Source organism: Embleya sp. NPDC020630, assembly GCF_044334985.1.
Classification (GTDB): Bacteria; Actinomycetota; Actinomycetes; order Streptomycetales; family Streptomycetaceae; genus Embleya.
Map to the genome: position 1 here is coordinate 96,604 of NZ_JBIRUB010000015.1, position 15,464 is coordinate 112,067.

At 72.5% G+C, this 15,464-nt stretch carries 4 protein-coding genes; all 4 read left to right on the forward strand.

The features are described from left to right. Positions 1–20 precede the first annotated feature (20 nt). A complete protein-coding gene (locus ACH4XV_RS36045; protein WP_395796699.1) occupies positions 21–9,500 on the forward strand; it encodes an SDR family NAD(P)-dependent oxidoreductase in 9,480 nt (3,159 codons plus the stop codon). Between the two features lie 15 nt (positions 9,501–9,515). Beyond that, on the forward strand, positions 9,516–12,416 hold the full coding sequence (locus ACH4XV_RS36050) for an aminotransferase class III-fold pyridoxal phosphate-dependent enzyme (protein WP_395796701.1): 2,901 nt from the start codon (positions 9,516–9,518) through the stop codon (positions 12,414–12,416). 68 nt (positions 12,417–12,484) lie between these two features. Continuing rightward, on the forward strand, positions 12,485–13,996 hold the full coding sequence (locus tag ACH4XV_RS36055; RefSeq protein WP_395796703.1) for a DHA2 family efflux MFS transporter permease subunit: 1,512 nt from the start codon (positions 12,485–12,487) through the stop codon (positions 13,994–13,996). Positions 13,997–14,249: 253 nt separating this feature from the next. Continuing rightward, on the forward strand, positions 14,250–15,452 hold the full coding sequence (locus ACH4XV_RS36060; protein ID WP_395796705.1) for an acyl-CoA dehydrogenase family protein: 1,203 nt from the start codon (positions 14,250–14,252) through the stop codon (positions 15,450–15,452). Positions 15,453–15,464 lie beyond the last annotated feature (12 nt).

Here is a 15,464-nt window from a genome sequence, read left to right on the forward strand (position 1 = left end):
ACGGAAGGGGGCTGCCCGGGATGTCCAACGAGCAGAAGCTGCGCGAGTATCTGAGGCGCGTCACGACGGACCTCCAGCGCGCCCAGCGGGAGCTGCGCGACGCCGAGGCCGCCGCCCGGGAGCCGATCGCGATCGTCGGCATGGCGGCCCGGTTCCCCGGTGCCGCCAACGCCCCCGAGGAGCTGTGGGAACTGATCCGTGGCGGTGGGGAAGCCCTCACGGATTTCCCGAGCGACCGAGGATGGGATCTCGATCGGCTGTCGGACCCCGACCCCGACACACCCGGAACCACCTACCTCACCCGGGGCGGCTTCCTGGCCGGCGCGGGGCGGTTCGACGCCGAGTTCTTCGGGATCTCACCGCGCGAGGCGGCGGCGATGGACCCGCAGCAGCGGGTGTTGTTGGAAACCTCGTGGGAGGCGTTGGAGAGCGCCCGCATCGACCCGGCGTCGATGCGGGGCAGCTCCACCGGCGTCTTCGTCGGGGTGATCCCGCAGGAGTACATGCCGCGCGCGGGGGAGACGCCCGAGGAATTGGAGGGCTTCGTCCTCACCGGCGGGACCACCAGCGTCGCGTCGGGCCGGATCGCCTATGTGCTCGGACTGTTGGGACCGGCGGTGACGCTGGACACGGCGTGCTCGTCGTCGCTGGTGTCGATGCACCTGGCGGAGCAGTCGCTGCGCAGCGGGGAGTGCGACCTCGCGCTGGCGGGCGGCGCCACCGTGATGTCCGGGCCGAGCGTGTTCGTGGAGTTCTCCCGACAGCGCGGGTTGGCGCCGGACGGCCGCTGCAAGGCGTTCGCCGCGGCGGCGGACGGCACCGGATTCTCCGAGGGTGTCGGGGTGTTGGTTCTGGCCCGACTGTCCGAGGCGCGGCGGCGCGGGTTGCCGGTGTTGGCGCTGGTGCGGGGCAGTGCGGTGAACTCCGACGGCGCGTCCAACGGCCTGACCGCGCCGAACGGGCCGTCCCAGCAGCGGGTGATCCGGCAGGCCCTGGCCAACGCCGGTCTGTCCCCCGCCGAAGTGGATGTGGTGGAGGGGCATGGCACGGGAACACGGCTGGGCGACCCGATCGAGGCGGACGCGCTGCTGGCCACGTACGGACGGGCACGCACGCCGGGCTCCAACGAACAGGCGTTGCTGTTGGGCTCGGTGAAGTCGAATATCGGCCACACCCAGGCCGCGGCGGGGGTGGCCGGGGTGATCAAGATGGTCATGGCCATGCGGGACGGGGTGGTGCCCAAGACGCTGCACGTGGACGAGCCGACACCCGCGGTCGACTGGTCCGCCGGGACGGTCGAGGTGGTGACCGAGTCCCGGCCGTGGCCGACGACGGGCCGGCCGAGGCGGTCGGCGGTGTCGTCGTTCGGGATCAGCGGGACCAACGCACACGTGATTCTCGAACAGGCCCCCGTGGACGAGCCGGTGGCGGCGACCGAGCCGGCCGGGGTACCGGGGACGGCGTTGCCGGTGGTTCCCGTGGTGGTGTCGGCGCGCTCGGCCGAGGCGTTGCGGGCGCAGGCGGAGCGGCTGATGCCCGTGGTCGCGGGTGGCGCGGCGCCGGCGGATGTGGGCTTGTCGGCGGCGGTGTCGCGATCGACGTTCGAGCACCGCGGCGTGGTGCTGGCGGGCGACGCGGATGAACTTGCGGCCGGTTTGCGGGCGTTGGCCGCGGACCAGTCGGCGGCCGGCTTGGTGTCCGGGGTCGCCGGCGAGGGACTCACGGCGTTTGTGTTCACCGGCCAGGGCGCGCAGCACGTGGGCATGGGCCGGGAGTTGTACGAGACGTTCCCGGTGTTCGCGGCGGCGTTCGACGAGGTTTGTGGCCACTTCGACCCGCTGCTGTCCGGGTCGTTGCGAGATGTCGTGTTCGGGCACGGCGAGGGGCTGGACCGGACCGGGTGGACGCAGCCGGCGTTGTTCGCGGTCGAGGTGGCGATGTTCCGGCTGTTGGAATCGTGGGGCGTACGGCCCGACTTCGTGACCGGGCATTCGATCGGCGAATTGGCCGCCGCGCATGTTGCCGGGGTGCTCGATATGGCCGACGCCTGTGCGGTCGTGGCGGCGCGGGGCCGGTTGATGCAGGCGTTGCCGGCCGGCGGGGCGATGGTCGCGGTGCGGGCCACCGAGGCCGAGGTACGCGAACTGCTGCGCGGGCACGAGGACCGGGCCGGGGTCGCGGCGGTCAACGGGCCGGCGTCGGTGGTGATCTCCGGCGCCGAGGACGTGGTCCTGGCCGTCGCCGAGACACTGCGCGAGCGCGGCCACAAGACGAACCGGCTCACCGTCAGCCACGCCTTCCACTCGCCCCTGATGGATCCCGTCCTCGACGCGTTCGCCACGGTCCTGGACGGCGTGGTGTTGGCCGAGCCGTTGATTCCGATGGCCGCCGACACCGCCGAGGTGCGCTCGGCGCGGTACTGGGTCGACCACGTCCGCGAGCCGGTGCGCTTCGCGGAGCACATCGCCCGCCTGCGGGAGCAGGGCGTCACGCGGTTCCTGGAGATCGGCCCCGACGGAGTACTGACCGCATTGGGCCCGGAGACCGCACCCGACGCGAGGTTCGTCGCCTTCCAACACCGCGACCGCCCCCAGACCCGTACCGCGCTCACCGCACTCGCACACCTGCACACTCACGGCCTCACCGTCGACTGGCAACATTTGTTCGCCGACACCGACGCCACCCTCGTCGACCTCCCCACCTACCCCTTCCAACAGCGCCATTACTGGCTGCCGGACTCGTCCTCGGGCGACGTCGTCTCGGCCGGGCAGGTGGCGGCCGGCCATGCGATGTTGGAAGCCGTGGTGCGGGTCGCCGGTGCCGACGAGGTGGTGTTCACCGGGCGGTTGTCCGTGCGGACGCATCCCTGGGTCGCCGAACACGAACTGGGCGGAAGGGCGTTGGTGCCCGGAACCGCGTTGCTCGACATGGCGATCCGGGCCGGGGACGAGGTCGGCTGCGCCGGCGTGGCCGAGATGGTGGTCACCGCGCCGCTGACCCTCCCCGAGTCGGGTGGGGTGCGGGTGCAACTCGTGGTCAACGAGGCGCAGGACGGCGGGGAGCGGCCGTTCGCGATCCACTCGTGCCCGGAGGACACGTCCGACGAGGAATGGACCTGCCACGCCACCGGCCTGCTGGCCGCCACGGCCCCCGAACCGGACTTCGAGCTGAGCGAATGGCCGCCGGCCGGGGCTCGACCCGTGCCGATGGACGGGTTCTACGACCGGCTCGCGGAGCACGGCTACGTCTACGGCCCGCTGTTCCGCGGGCTGCACACGCTGTGGCGCCGCGACGGCGGTGCAGGGGCCGAGTTCTTCGGCGAGGTCGCGCTGCCGGAACACGCGGAAACGGCCCGGTTCGGGATCCATCCCGCCCTGTTCGACGCGGCGATCCATCCCCGGGTGGTGGCCGCGATCGCCGACGCGGGTGAGGACTTCACGCTGCTGCTGCCGTTCGTGTGGAGCGGGATCGGCCTCTACGCCACGGGCGCGACCGCACTGCGGGTACGGGTCCTGATCGACGACCCGACCGACGGGACGTCCTGCCGGGTGCAACTCGCCGACCAGGCCGGACAACCGGTCGCCGAGGTGCGCTCGGTCGAGGCCCGTCCGGTGGCGACCGACCGGTCGGCCACGCGGGACGAGACCGCCGGCTCCCTCTTCGAGGTGGAATGGGTTTCCGTCGAGCCGACCCCGACCGAGCCGACCGGGCGCTGGGTTCTGCTCGGTACGGCCGACCGCGCCATCGAGGACGCACTGCCCGTCGAGCGCCACGAGACGTTGCGGGAGGCGGCCGGGGCCGACGTGGTGGTCGTCGCGTACACCGCACCCTCGGGCGACGGCGACGTCGTCGCGTCGGTGCACGACACGACGGTCCGGGTATTGCATCTCCTTCGGGAATGGTCGGCCGATGACGGGTTCCTGTCGAGCCGCCTGGTCGTGGTCACCCATGGTGCGGTGGCGACCGAGGCCGCCCCGGACCTGGTGGGCGCCGCCCTGTGGGGCCTGTTGCGGTCCGCGCGGGCGGAACACCCCGACCGGATCGTGCTGGTGGACGTCGACGACGACCCGGCCTCGCTCGCGGTCCTGCCCGCCGCTCTGGCGTCCGGCCACGACGAGGCCGCGGTGCGCGCCGGTGCGGTGACGGTACCCCGCCTGGTGCCACAGCCTGTGCCGGCGGACGCCGCCCGGCCGGTGCCCGCGCCCGACGGCACGGTCCTGGTGACCGGTGGGACCGGTGCGCTGGGCGCGTTGTTCGCCCGACACCTGGTCACCGAGTACGGGATCCGGCACCTGGTCCTCACCAGCCGCCGGGGCCAAGCCGCACCAGGAGCCCGCGAGTTGGTCGAGGCGCTCAACGAACTCGGGGCCACCGTACGGATCGCCGCATGCGACGTGGCCGACCGGGCCGCACTCGCGGCGATCCTCGACACGATTCCCGCCGAACACCCGCTCACCGGTGTCGTGCACACCGCCGGGGTGATCGACGACGGTATCCTCACCGCCCTCACCCCCGAGCGCGTCGACGCGGTGCTGCGGCCCAAGGTCGACGCCGCGTGGCACCTGCACGAGCTGACCCGCGAGCACCCGCTGACGATGTTCGTGGTGTTCTCCTCGCTGGCCGGCACGCTGGGCAACGCCGGTCAGGCCAACTACTCGGCGGCCAACCACTTCCTCGACGCGCTCGCGTACCACCGCCGGGCCCACGACCTGCCCGCGGTCTCCCTGGGCTGGGGGTTGTGGGCCACCGAGGGCGGCATGCAGGCCGGCGGCGCCGACCAGGTGCGGCGGAGCGGCCTGCGGGCGATCACGCCGGAGGCGGGACGGGCGCTGTTCGACCGGGCCCTGGCGGCTAACCGTCCGGTGACCCTGCCCGCCCGATTCGACCTGCGCACGTTGCGGGCCGGGTCGGCGCCGATCGTGTCGATGCTGCGGAGCGTGGTCGGGCGTCCGGCACGCCGCGTGGTGCGGCCGGGCGCGGCCGATCAGCGGGCTCTGGCCGAGCGGCTGGCCGCGTTGCCGCTGCGGGAGCGGAAGGAGCACGTCGTCGACCTGGTCCGGGCCGAGGTGGCCGCGGTGCTCGGGTTCGGCGCGGGCGAACGGGTCGGCGAGAGCGTGCCGTTCCGCGATCTGGGCTTCGACTCGCTGACCGCCGTCGAGTTGCGGAACCGGCTGTCCGAGACCACGGGACTGCGACTGTCGCCCGGGGTTGTGTTCGACTATCCGACGGTCGCGACGCTCGCGGAGCACGTGGTGTCCGAGCTGAGCGGTGATGTGCCCGCCTCGGCCACGGCCGTCGCCGCGTCGGTTCCCGGACCCGGCGGCGCGAACGAACCGATCGCGATCGTCGGCATGGCGTGCCGTTTCCCCGGCGGGGCCGTGACGCCCGAGGAGTTGTGGCGGCTGGTCGTGGACGGCGTGGACGCGATGTCGGACATACCGGATGACCGGGGTTGGGACATCGCTCGGTTGTGGGATCCGGATCCGGACAAGCCCGGCACGTTCTATCCGCGCGCCGGCGGATTCATCGACGAGCCCGCCGGGTTCGACGCGGGCTTCTTCGGCATCTCGCCGCGCGAGGCGCTGGCTATGGACCCGCAGCAGCGGTTGTTGCTGGAGACCTCCTGGGAGGCCCTGGAGAGCGGCGGCATCGACCCGCAGTCGTTGCGCGGCAGCGATACCGGCGTCTACACCGGCCTGACCGCACAGCAGTACGAGGCGGGCGCCGGGACGGTCGAGGAGGGCGTCGAGGGGTATCGGCTGACCGGCTCGACCACGTCCTTCGGATCCGGCCGGATCTCCTACGTCCTCGGCCTCGAGGGCCCGACGATGTCGATCGACACGGCGTGCTCGTCGGTGTTGGTTTCCGTCCACCTCGCCGCCAACGCGGTGCGCAGCGGCGAGTGTGCACTCGCGCTGGCGGGCGGTGCGACGGTGATGGCGCAGCCCATCGGCTTCGTCGAGTTCTCCCGGCAGCGCACGTTGTCCCCCGACGGCCGCGCCAAGGCGTTCGCCGAGTCCGCCGACGGGACCGGATGGTCCGAGGGCGTGGGCATGTTCGTTCTGGAACGCCTGTCCGACGCGCGCCGCAACGGGCACCCGGTGCTCGCGCTGATCCGGGGCAGCGCGGTGAACTCCGACGGCGCGTCCAACGGCCTGACCGCGCCCAACGGCCCGTCGCAACAGCGGGTGATCCGGCAGGCGTTGGCGAACGCCGGCCTCGCCGGGGCCGACGTGGACCTGTTGGAGGCTCACGGGACGGGAACCAGGCTCGGCGACCCGATCGAGGCCCAGGCCCTGTTGGCCACCTACGGCCGGGACCGGCCGGCGGATCGGCCCCTGTGGCTGGGTTCGGTCAAATCCAACATCGGGCACACCCAACACGCCGCCGGAGCCGCTGGGTTGATCAAGGCGATCCTGGCCATGCGCGACGGCCTGATGCCGAAGACGCTGCACGTGGACGAGCCGACGTCGGCGGTGGACTGGTCGTCCGGGGCGATGCGGTTGTTGACCGAGGCGCGCCCGTGGCCGGAGGTGGACGGGCCGCGTCGGGCCGCGGTGTCGGCGTTCGGGATGAGCGGTACGAACGCGCATGTCGTGCTGGAGCAGGCTCCCGAGGAGCCTGCCCCGGCGGAGGCCGAGGTGTCCCTGCCGGCGGTGCCGTGGGTGTTGTCGGCCAAGTCGCCGCAGGCGCTGCGGGCGCTGGCCGATCGGCTGTCGTCGCTGTTGCACGCCACGGATGACACGGACGCCGCCGCGCCGAGTCCGCTCGACGTCGGGTTCTCGCTGGCGGCCCGTTCCGGGTTCGAGTACCGCGCGGTGCTGGTGGTCGGGGAGGTCGCGGAGGCACGGGCCGGGCTGCGGGCGATCGCCGAGTCCGAGCGCGAGGCCGCGCCCGGACGGGACGTGCCCGTCGCCGCGGACGGGCGCACCGCGTACGTGTTCACCGACCGCCCAGCGCCCGGCCCGGATCGGGACCTGTACGAGACGTGGCCGGTGTACGCCCGGGCGTTCGACGCCGCGCTCGCAGACGTCGAGGGTGAGGACCGGTTCGCCGCCGAGGTGGCGCTGTTCCGCCTGGTCGAGTCCTGGGGCATGAGCTTCGGCTGCGTCGCCGGGACCGGCGTCGGCGAACTTGCCGCGGCGTACGTCGCCGGGGCGCTCTCGACGCTCGACGTGCGCCGGTTGTTGGTCGATGGGCGACGGGCCGATGGGCAACGGGTCGAGGTGACCTTCGGGGAGCCGCGCGTTCCGGTGGTGTCGTTGCGCACCGGCAAGCCGCCGACCGCCGCCGACGCGCCGGGCTCGCCCGGAACCGAGGGCGCCGCCGCTGCCGAGCGGTGGATGGCCGAGCAGCGGGTGACCCGCATCGTCGAATCGGGCGGCCCCGGACGGGTGTTCCGGCGCTCGGTGGCGCTTGTCCCGGACGGCCGGCCGCAGGTGCGCGCCGTGCTCGACGGGATCGGCGAACTGTTCGTGGCCGGCGCGCCCGTCGACTGGTCGGCCGTGTTCGCCGGCACCGGCGCGCGCCGCATTGCCCTGCCCACCTACCCGTTCCAGCACGAGCGGTACTGGCCGGCTGCGCCCGAACCCGCCGAGGGCACCGACGCCGGCACCGCATCGCTGTTCGAGCTGCGCTGGATCCCGGTCGCCGCGCCGGCGGACGACGAGCCGGAGAGCCTGCTCGCCCTGCTCGGCGACGACCCCGCCGGCCTGGCCGCGGTGGCGCCGTCGCGATTCGGCGACGTCGAGGAGGCCGCGACGGCCTTTACCCCGTGGGACGTACTGCTGGTGCAGCCGTCGACCCCGGAGGCTCCCGCCGCCGACGGCCCGGCCGAGGTACATCGTGCGGTGGCCCGGGCACTCGACGTGGCGCAGTCGTGGCTGGCCCGGGAGAACCTGCCGGACAACCGCCTGATCGTGGTGACCCGGGGTGCGATGGCCGTCGAGGCCGGGGAGGACGTCCCCGACCCGGCCGGCGCCGCCGTGTGGGGCCTGCTGCGCTCGGCCCAGGCGGAGCACCCGGATCGGATCGTGCTGGTCGACCTGGACGACGACCCGGCCTCGGCCGACGCGCTGTTCATGGCGGCCCAGACGGGAGAGCCCCAACTCGCGGCGCGCAGCGGGCGGTTGCTCGCCCCGCGGCTGATGCCGTCGACGTCCGTGCCGGATGTGGTCCCGCCGACCCCGGTGGCGGGCGGCACCGTGCTGGTCACCGGCGCCGGCGGGCCGCTGGGCGCGCTGTTCGCCCGACACCTGGTCACCGCGTACGGGGTGGAACACCTGGTGCTCGCCGACCCGAACGGGCCCGACTCGCCCGCCACCCGACTGCGGGACGAACTGGCCACGCTCGGCGCCGCGGCCACCGTGGTCGCCTGCGACCCGGCCGACCGCGAGGCGGTACGCGCGATACTCGCGGACATCCCGGCAGAGCACCCGCTGACCGGGATCGTGCACACCGAAAACGTGCTGGACGACGGCGTGTTCACCGCGCTGACCCCGGCGCGCGTGGCGGCCGTGTCGCGGCCCAAGGTGGACGGCGCCCGGCACCTGCACGAGCTGACCGTCGACGCCCCGCCCGCGCTGTTCGTGCTGTGCTCCTCCGTGGTCGGCATGCTCGGCAGCCCCGGCCAGGCCAACTTCGCCTCGGCGAACGCCTACCTGGACGCGCTGGCGACCCGACGCCGGGCCGCCGGACTGCCCGCCGTCTCGCTCGCGTGGGGCCGGATGGTGGCGAGCGCGCAATCCGGCCTGCGGGTGATCGCCGAGGACGAGGCGTGCGCACTGTTCGACGCCGCGCTCACCGACGGGCACACCGTGCTCGCGCCCGCCCCGCTCGACCTTCCCGCGCTGCGCCGCGACGGTGCGCAGGTCCCGGCGGTGTTGCGGCACCTGGTGCCGCGCGACGAGCGCCGGACGGCGAACACCGAGCCGCCGGCCGACCGGTTCGCCGCGATGAGCCGTGCGGAGGCCGAGGCGTTCCTGCGAGACCTGGTGCGCACCGAGGCCGCGGGCGTGCTCGGTCACGCGGCGCCGGACCGGTTGCAGTGGGAGGTGTCCTTCCGGGACTCCGGCTTCGACTCGTTGTCCGCCGTGCAGTTCCGCAACCGGCTGGGGGAGCGAACCGGTCTGTCGCTGCCGACCACGCTGGTCTTCGACCACGCCTCACCGGGCGTACTCGTGGACCACCTCCTCGAACGGCTCGCCGTCACCGACGGAGTGGACCGCCGCGCGGCACTGGCCGAACTGGACCGCCTGGAGGCGGTGTTGATGGCCGTGCCGATCGACCCGACGGACGACGAGGACACCGGGCACACCGAGATCGCCGCCCGCCTGAACACCATCCTCGCCCGCTGGAACAGGGCCCAGGCCGACGCCCGTGCACACGCCCCCGGCGGCGTGATCGACCCGGCCACCGCGATCGAGACCGCGACCGAGAACGAGATCTTCGACTTCATCGACCGGGAACTGGGCCGCTCCGCCGCCAACCCGCAACGCTGACCACAAGGAGACACGGTGAACGCACCCACCCGCTACGCCGAGGCCCTGCTGACCGGAATGCTCGGCACCTTCGGTCTGGACGTCCAGTACGTCCGGGCGGAGCGCAACTCGCTGTACTACCTGGACGACACCGGCACCGAGGTGCCCGTGCTCGACCTGATCGGGGGCTGGGGCTCGCTGATGCTCGGGCACAACCATCCGGAGATCGTGGCGTACGCGAAGGAACTCCTGGACACCGGTTGGCCGGTGCACTCCCAGCACTCCGCGCACCCGGTCGCCGACCAGGTCGGCGCGGTGCTCAACGGCATCCTGGGCCGCGAATTCCCCGGCGCCGAGCCGTATTCGATCGGCTTCGCGAACAGCGGTGCGGAGGCGGTCGAAGCGGCGGTCAAACACTGTGAGTTCGACCGGGTGTTGCGGATACAGAGCCTGGTCCAGGAGATCGAGTGGCACGCCGACGTCGCGCTTCGCGCGGTGAGCGACGGAAGCGCGGCGCTACCCGACGACACGTCGCTGCTGCCCGGGGACGTGCCGGTGCCCACCACCGTCGAGGAGTTCGCCGGAGTGCTCGGTGCGATGGCCGCGCACAACCTCTCGCGCGCGGGTACCGGCCCGGTGTTCTTCGCCCTGGAGCGGGCCTTCCACGGAAAGCTGATGGGCAGCACCCAGTTCACTTACAACCCGCTGTTCCGGGCGGCGTTCGCGGCACTCGGCTCGACGGTGACCTTCGTGCCGCCCAACGACGCGGCGGCGTTCGACAAGGCCGTCGCCGAGCACCGGGTCACCGTGCTCGACGTGGAGGTGGTGCACGGTCGGGTCACCCTCGTCGAGCGGGCCTTCCCGGTGATCGCCGGACTGATTGTCGAGCCGATCCAGGGCGAGGGCGGAATCCACGAGCTGACCGAGGAGTTCGTCGCCCGCGTGCGCCGGATCTGCGACGAGGTCGAGTGCCCGATCGTGGTCGACGAGATCCAGACCGGGATGGGGCGCACCGGCCGGTTCTTCGCGAGCAGCCACATCGGACTGCTGGGCGACTACTACGTGTTGGGCAAGTCGCTCGGCGGCGGCATCGCCAAATCCTCCGCGTTCCTCGTGCGACAGTCGCGCTACCGGCCCGAGTTCGAGCTGGTGCACAGCTCCACGTTCGCCAAGGACGGCTTCTCCACGGCGCTCGCGCTGCGCACCCTCGACCTCCTGGAAGCCGACGGCGGGGCCGCGTACGAACGGGCCGCCGAGCGCGGCGAGCGCATCCTGGGCATGCTGCGCGAACTGGCGGCCGAATTCCCCGACGTGGTGGCCGACGTGCGCGGACGCGGGCTGCTGATCGGGCTGGAGTTCGCCGACCAGAGCAACGCGTCGTCCCCGATCATCCGAGGCAAGGCACAGGCAGGGCTGCTCGTCTTCCAGTTGGGCAGCTACCTCCAGGCGGTGCACCGCATCCGCACCGGCCCCACGGCCAGCGTGCCGACCATGTTGCGGATCGAGCCCTCGATCTACATCAGCGACGAGGAGATCGATCGGCTGCGGACCGGCCTCACCCAGGTCTGCCTGATCCTGCGCAACCAGGACGCACTGCCGCTGGTACACCCGCTGACCGGTGCCGGCGGCCTGCCGCCGCGCGTGGAGAGCGCGGACTTCCGGCCGCGGCGAGGCGATTCGGCCGTGCAGGCCGAGTCGGACGGACAGGCCACGCCGACCGAGCCGGCCGACCGCCGCGTCGCGCTGATCGGCTACCCGCTGACCCCGGACCTGCTGCGGGAGGCCGACCCCTCCCTCGCCGACCTGGACGACGAACACCTGCTCGGCTACTCCCGACGGTCCGAACTGCTCAAGGACCTACCGGCATTCGCGCCGATCCGCTTCGACTCGCCGCAGGGCACGTCGGTGGACCTCACCGTCTACCCGCTGCTGGTGTCCTCGCAGCAGTTGCGGGAGTACCAGGTCTCCGGGCAGACCTTCCTGATCGGCCTGGACCTCGACCGCCGGGTGCGCGCGGCGAAGGCGGACGGCTGCGACACCGTCGGCCTCGGATTCGGCCTCGGCGCGGTCGCCGGCCACGGTCGCGCGCTGCGCGTTCCCGGCATCACGGTGACCGCCGGCAGCGCGCTGGCGGTCGGCTCGGCGCTGGCCGCCGTCCGGCACGCCGCGACGGAGCGCCTGAGCGGGTTCGCCGGATCGACGGTGGCGGTCGTCGGCGCGGGCGGCCGGATCGGCTCGGCGCTCGCCGTACTGAGCGCACGCGAGGCCGCCGTGATCGTGCTCGTGGGCAGCGGCCGGTCCGGCTCGGCCGATCGACTGCGTGCCACAGAGCAGTGGATCTACCAGGAGGCTTGGGCGCGGATCGCCGCCGGCGACGCGGCGACGGGCCTGGCGGCGGCGCTGTCCGCGGAGCCGCTGATCACCGGCTGGCTGGCCGAGGGGCGCGCTGCCGACGAGCCGAGCGGAGCCGCCATCGCCGCCCACCTCGCCGAGGCGCACGCCGTGAACCCGTACGTCGTGGTCACCGACGACCTGCTCTCGGTGCGCCGGGCCCAGGTCGTCTTCGCGGCGCATTCGAGCCCGGTCCCCGTGCTCGACGGGACACACCTCGCGGACGGCGCCGTGCTCGGCGACGTGTCCTTCTTCGGCACCGGCGCCGAATGCGCCGCGACGGTCGGCCGCGACGACCTGCGATACGTACGCGCCGGCGTGCTCTCCGCATCCGACGGGGCCGAAGTGCCGCGTGCCCTGGGCATCTCGCCGAACCCCGGTGAGCTGCTCGCGGGTGTGGCCGAGGCCGTCACGCTCGCGTTGTCCGGCGACGGCGGACCCGCGGGCGACGGCGGACGCAGCGGCGCCGGCGCCCTCACCGGTGAGCGGGTGCAGGCCATGGTCGACCTCGCGCGGCGACACGGCTTCGAGACCGTCACTCCCTGAGAACCGCCGGATACGGCTCGCCGGACCATCGGCCGATGGTCCGGCCCGATCAACAGAAGGTACGCGGAATGTCAGAGTCAGCAGATTCCGAGTCGAAAGTGGCGGCGGAGGGCACGCCGGATCTCCACTACACCAACCGCTGGTTGATCCTGGCGGTGATCGGTCTCGCCCAGATGACGATCTTCCTGGACACGACGGTCGTCAACATCGCGCTGCCGTCAGCGCAGGCGGACCTGGGCTTCGCCGACGGGGACCGCCAGTGGGTCGTCACGGCCTACGCGCTCGCCTTCGGCAGCCTGCTCCTGCTCGGCGGCCGACTGGTCGACCTCGTGGGGGCCAAACGCTCGCTGATGATCTCGATCGTCGGCTTCGGCGTGATGTCGGTGCTGGGCGGTGCGGCCAACGGCTTCGCGATGCTGGTGACCGCACGCGCGTTGCAGGGGGCGTTCGCCGCGCTCGTGGCGCCGGCGGCACTGTCCTTTCTGCTGACCGTGTTCAAGGATCCGAAGGAACGGGTTACCGCGTTCGGGGTCTACGGCGCACTGGGCAGCGGCGGGCTCGCGCTCGGCCTGATCCTGGGCGGCGCGCTGACCGACTGGCTGGACTGGCGCTGGTGCCTGTACGTCAACGTGATCCTGACCGCGGTCGTCTTCGTCGGCGCGCTGCTGACGATGCAGAATCGGCAGGCCGCGCAGCGCCCGGAACGGCTCGACCTGCCCGGCACGGTGACCGCCTCGGTCGGCCTGTTCTGCCTCGCCTACGGTCTGTCCAACGCCGCCGACGGCGAATGGGGCGGCGCCGACGTGTGGGGCTACCTGGTCGGGAGCGGGTTCCTGCTCGTCGCGTTCGTCGTGTTCGAACTGCGGTCGCGCACACCGCTGTTGCCGATCCGGATCGTGCTGCATCGCAACCGGGGCAGCGCCTACCTGGCGATGTTCCTGCTCGGCGTCGGGTTGTTCGTGCAGTTCCTGTTCCTGACCTACTACCTGCAATTGATCCTGAAGTTCACCGCGATCGAGAGCGGCCTTGCGTTCCTGCCGATGATCTTCGGCATCGCGATCGGCGCGACCACCGTCCCGCCGGTGCTCGAACCCAAGCTCGGCGCGCGCATCCTGATTCCGGCGGGCCTGCTCCTGGCCGCTGCCGGGTCGTTCTGGCTCAGCCGGCTGAGCACGGACAGCTCGTACGCCGCCGGCGTGCTCGCCCCGTCCTTCATCGCCGGCATCGGCTTCGGCCTGGTGGTCTCGCTCGGCGCCGCGGTGGCCACGGTCGGGGTCGAACCGCAGGACGCAGGCGCCGCGTCGGCACTGGTGAACACCGTGCAGCAGGTGGGCGGTTCGATCGGTACCGCGCTGCTGAGCACGCTGGCGATCACCGCGGCCGACTCGTTCGTCGAGGGCAAGGAGAAGACGGCGAAACTGGCCGAGGAGGCGTCCGTGGAGAGTTATACGACCGCCTTCTTCTGGGGCGCGATGGTCTTCCTCGGCGGGGCGATCGTCTGCGGCCTGCTGTTCGACCGCTTCGTGACGGCGCAGACCGACCCGGAGATCGAGGAGCCGGCCACGCCGGTCGGCGCCTGATCGGTTTCGGCGCACTGTTCGGGCCGCACTGATTCGCTGTTCGATTCGCCGTGCTGATCGAGTTTCTCGCGCGACCGTTTACCGGTCGTCCTGCGGTACTGGTTCCCAGTACCAGCGGGGCGACCGGTTTTTGGTTTCGAGGCGCTGGGATCGGCCGGCCGCAGGGGATTGACTCGACCGTGAGACGCGGTGCGTGAGCCCGCCCCGATCGGGGCCCGGGCCCGCCGGCGACCCCCGATCGCAGGAGGATTTCGTGACAACTGTGACCAGTGAGCGGGCGGAGGAGACGGCCGCGCCCTCGGTCGACCCGGCCGAACTCGTGACCCGTGCCCGCGAACTCGCCCCGCTGATCCGCGAGCACGCGGCGAAGACCGAGGAGGACCGGCGGCTCGCCGAGGAGGTCGTCGTCGCGCTGCGCGACGCCGGGCTGTTCCGGCTCACCACGCCGACCCGGTTCGGCGGCTACGACCTGCGCATGCCGGACCTGCTGACGATCGTCGCCGAGGTCGGCCGGGCGTGCGGCTCGGCCGCCTGGAACCTTTCCATCGACACCGCCTCCACCCGGTTCGCGCTGAACGGGATGCCGGAGACCGCGCTGTCCGACATGTTCGAGGGCAACCCCGACGCGTACGTGATCTCCACGGCCCACCTGAGCACCACCAAGGCGTGGAAGGCCGACGGCGGGTGGCGGATCACCGGCACCTTCCCGTGGAGCTCGGGCTGCGAGATCGCCGACTGGGCCTACATCCCGGTCGTGCACGTGTACGACGGCGACGAGCAGACCGCGGAACTGGTCGGCGGCGTCGTGCCGATGAGCGACCTGAGGATCGAGCGCACCTGGCACTCGGCCGGCCTGGGCGGCTCCGGCACGCACACGGTCGTCGCCGAGGACGTGTTCCTCCCGGAGCGGCACGCCGCCGCGTTCAGCCTCACCGACCTCGTCGGCGAGGACGAGCGGGACAGCATGCTCGTCCAGGGCAGCGCGCAGTCGCTCGCCGCGATCGTCGGCGCGGCACGGGGCGCGCTCGAGGTCACCCGGGGCGCGCTGGACAAGAAGCGGCCGATCACCTACGTGAACTACGAGGCGGCCGTGGACGCGCCGTCGGTGCAGATGTGGTTCGGCGAGGCCACCCACCTGGTGGAGACCGCCGAGTTGCACCTGCGCGAGATCGGCCGCTCGCTCGACGGGATCCCGGAGACCGCGCCGATGCCGTGGGCCGAGCGGGCCCGGCTGCGCATGCACCAGCGCTCCGCCCAGGAGAAGTCGCGCGCGGCCGTGGAGCGCATGCTCGACGTGGTCGGCGGCAGCTCGTTCGCCCTGTCGAACCCGCTCCAGCGACTGTGGCGGGACATCTCGGTGATGAGCCGGCACACCGCGCTCAACGCGCCGATCATCCTGGAGGACTACAGCCGCGCGGCGCTGGACATCCACCCGGCGGTCACCCTCCTCTACTGAGGGATTCGTCGA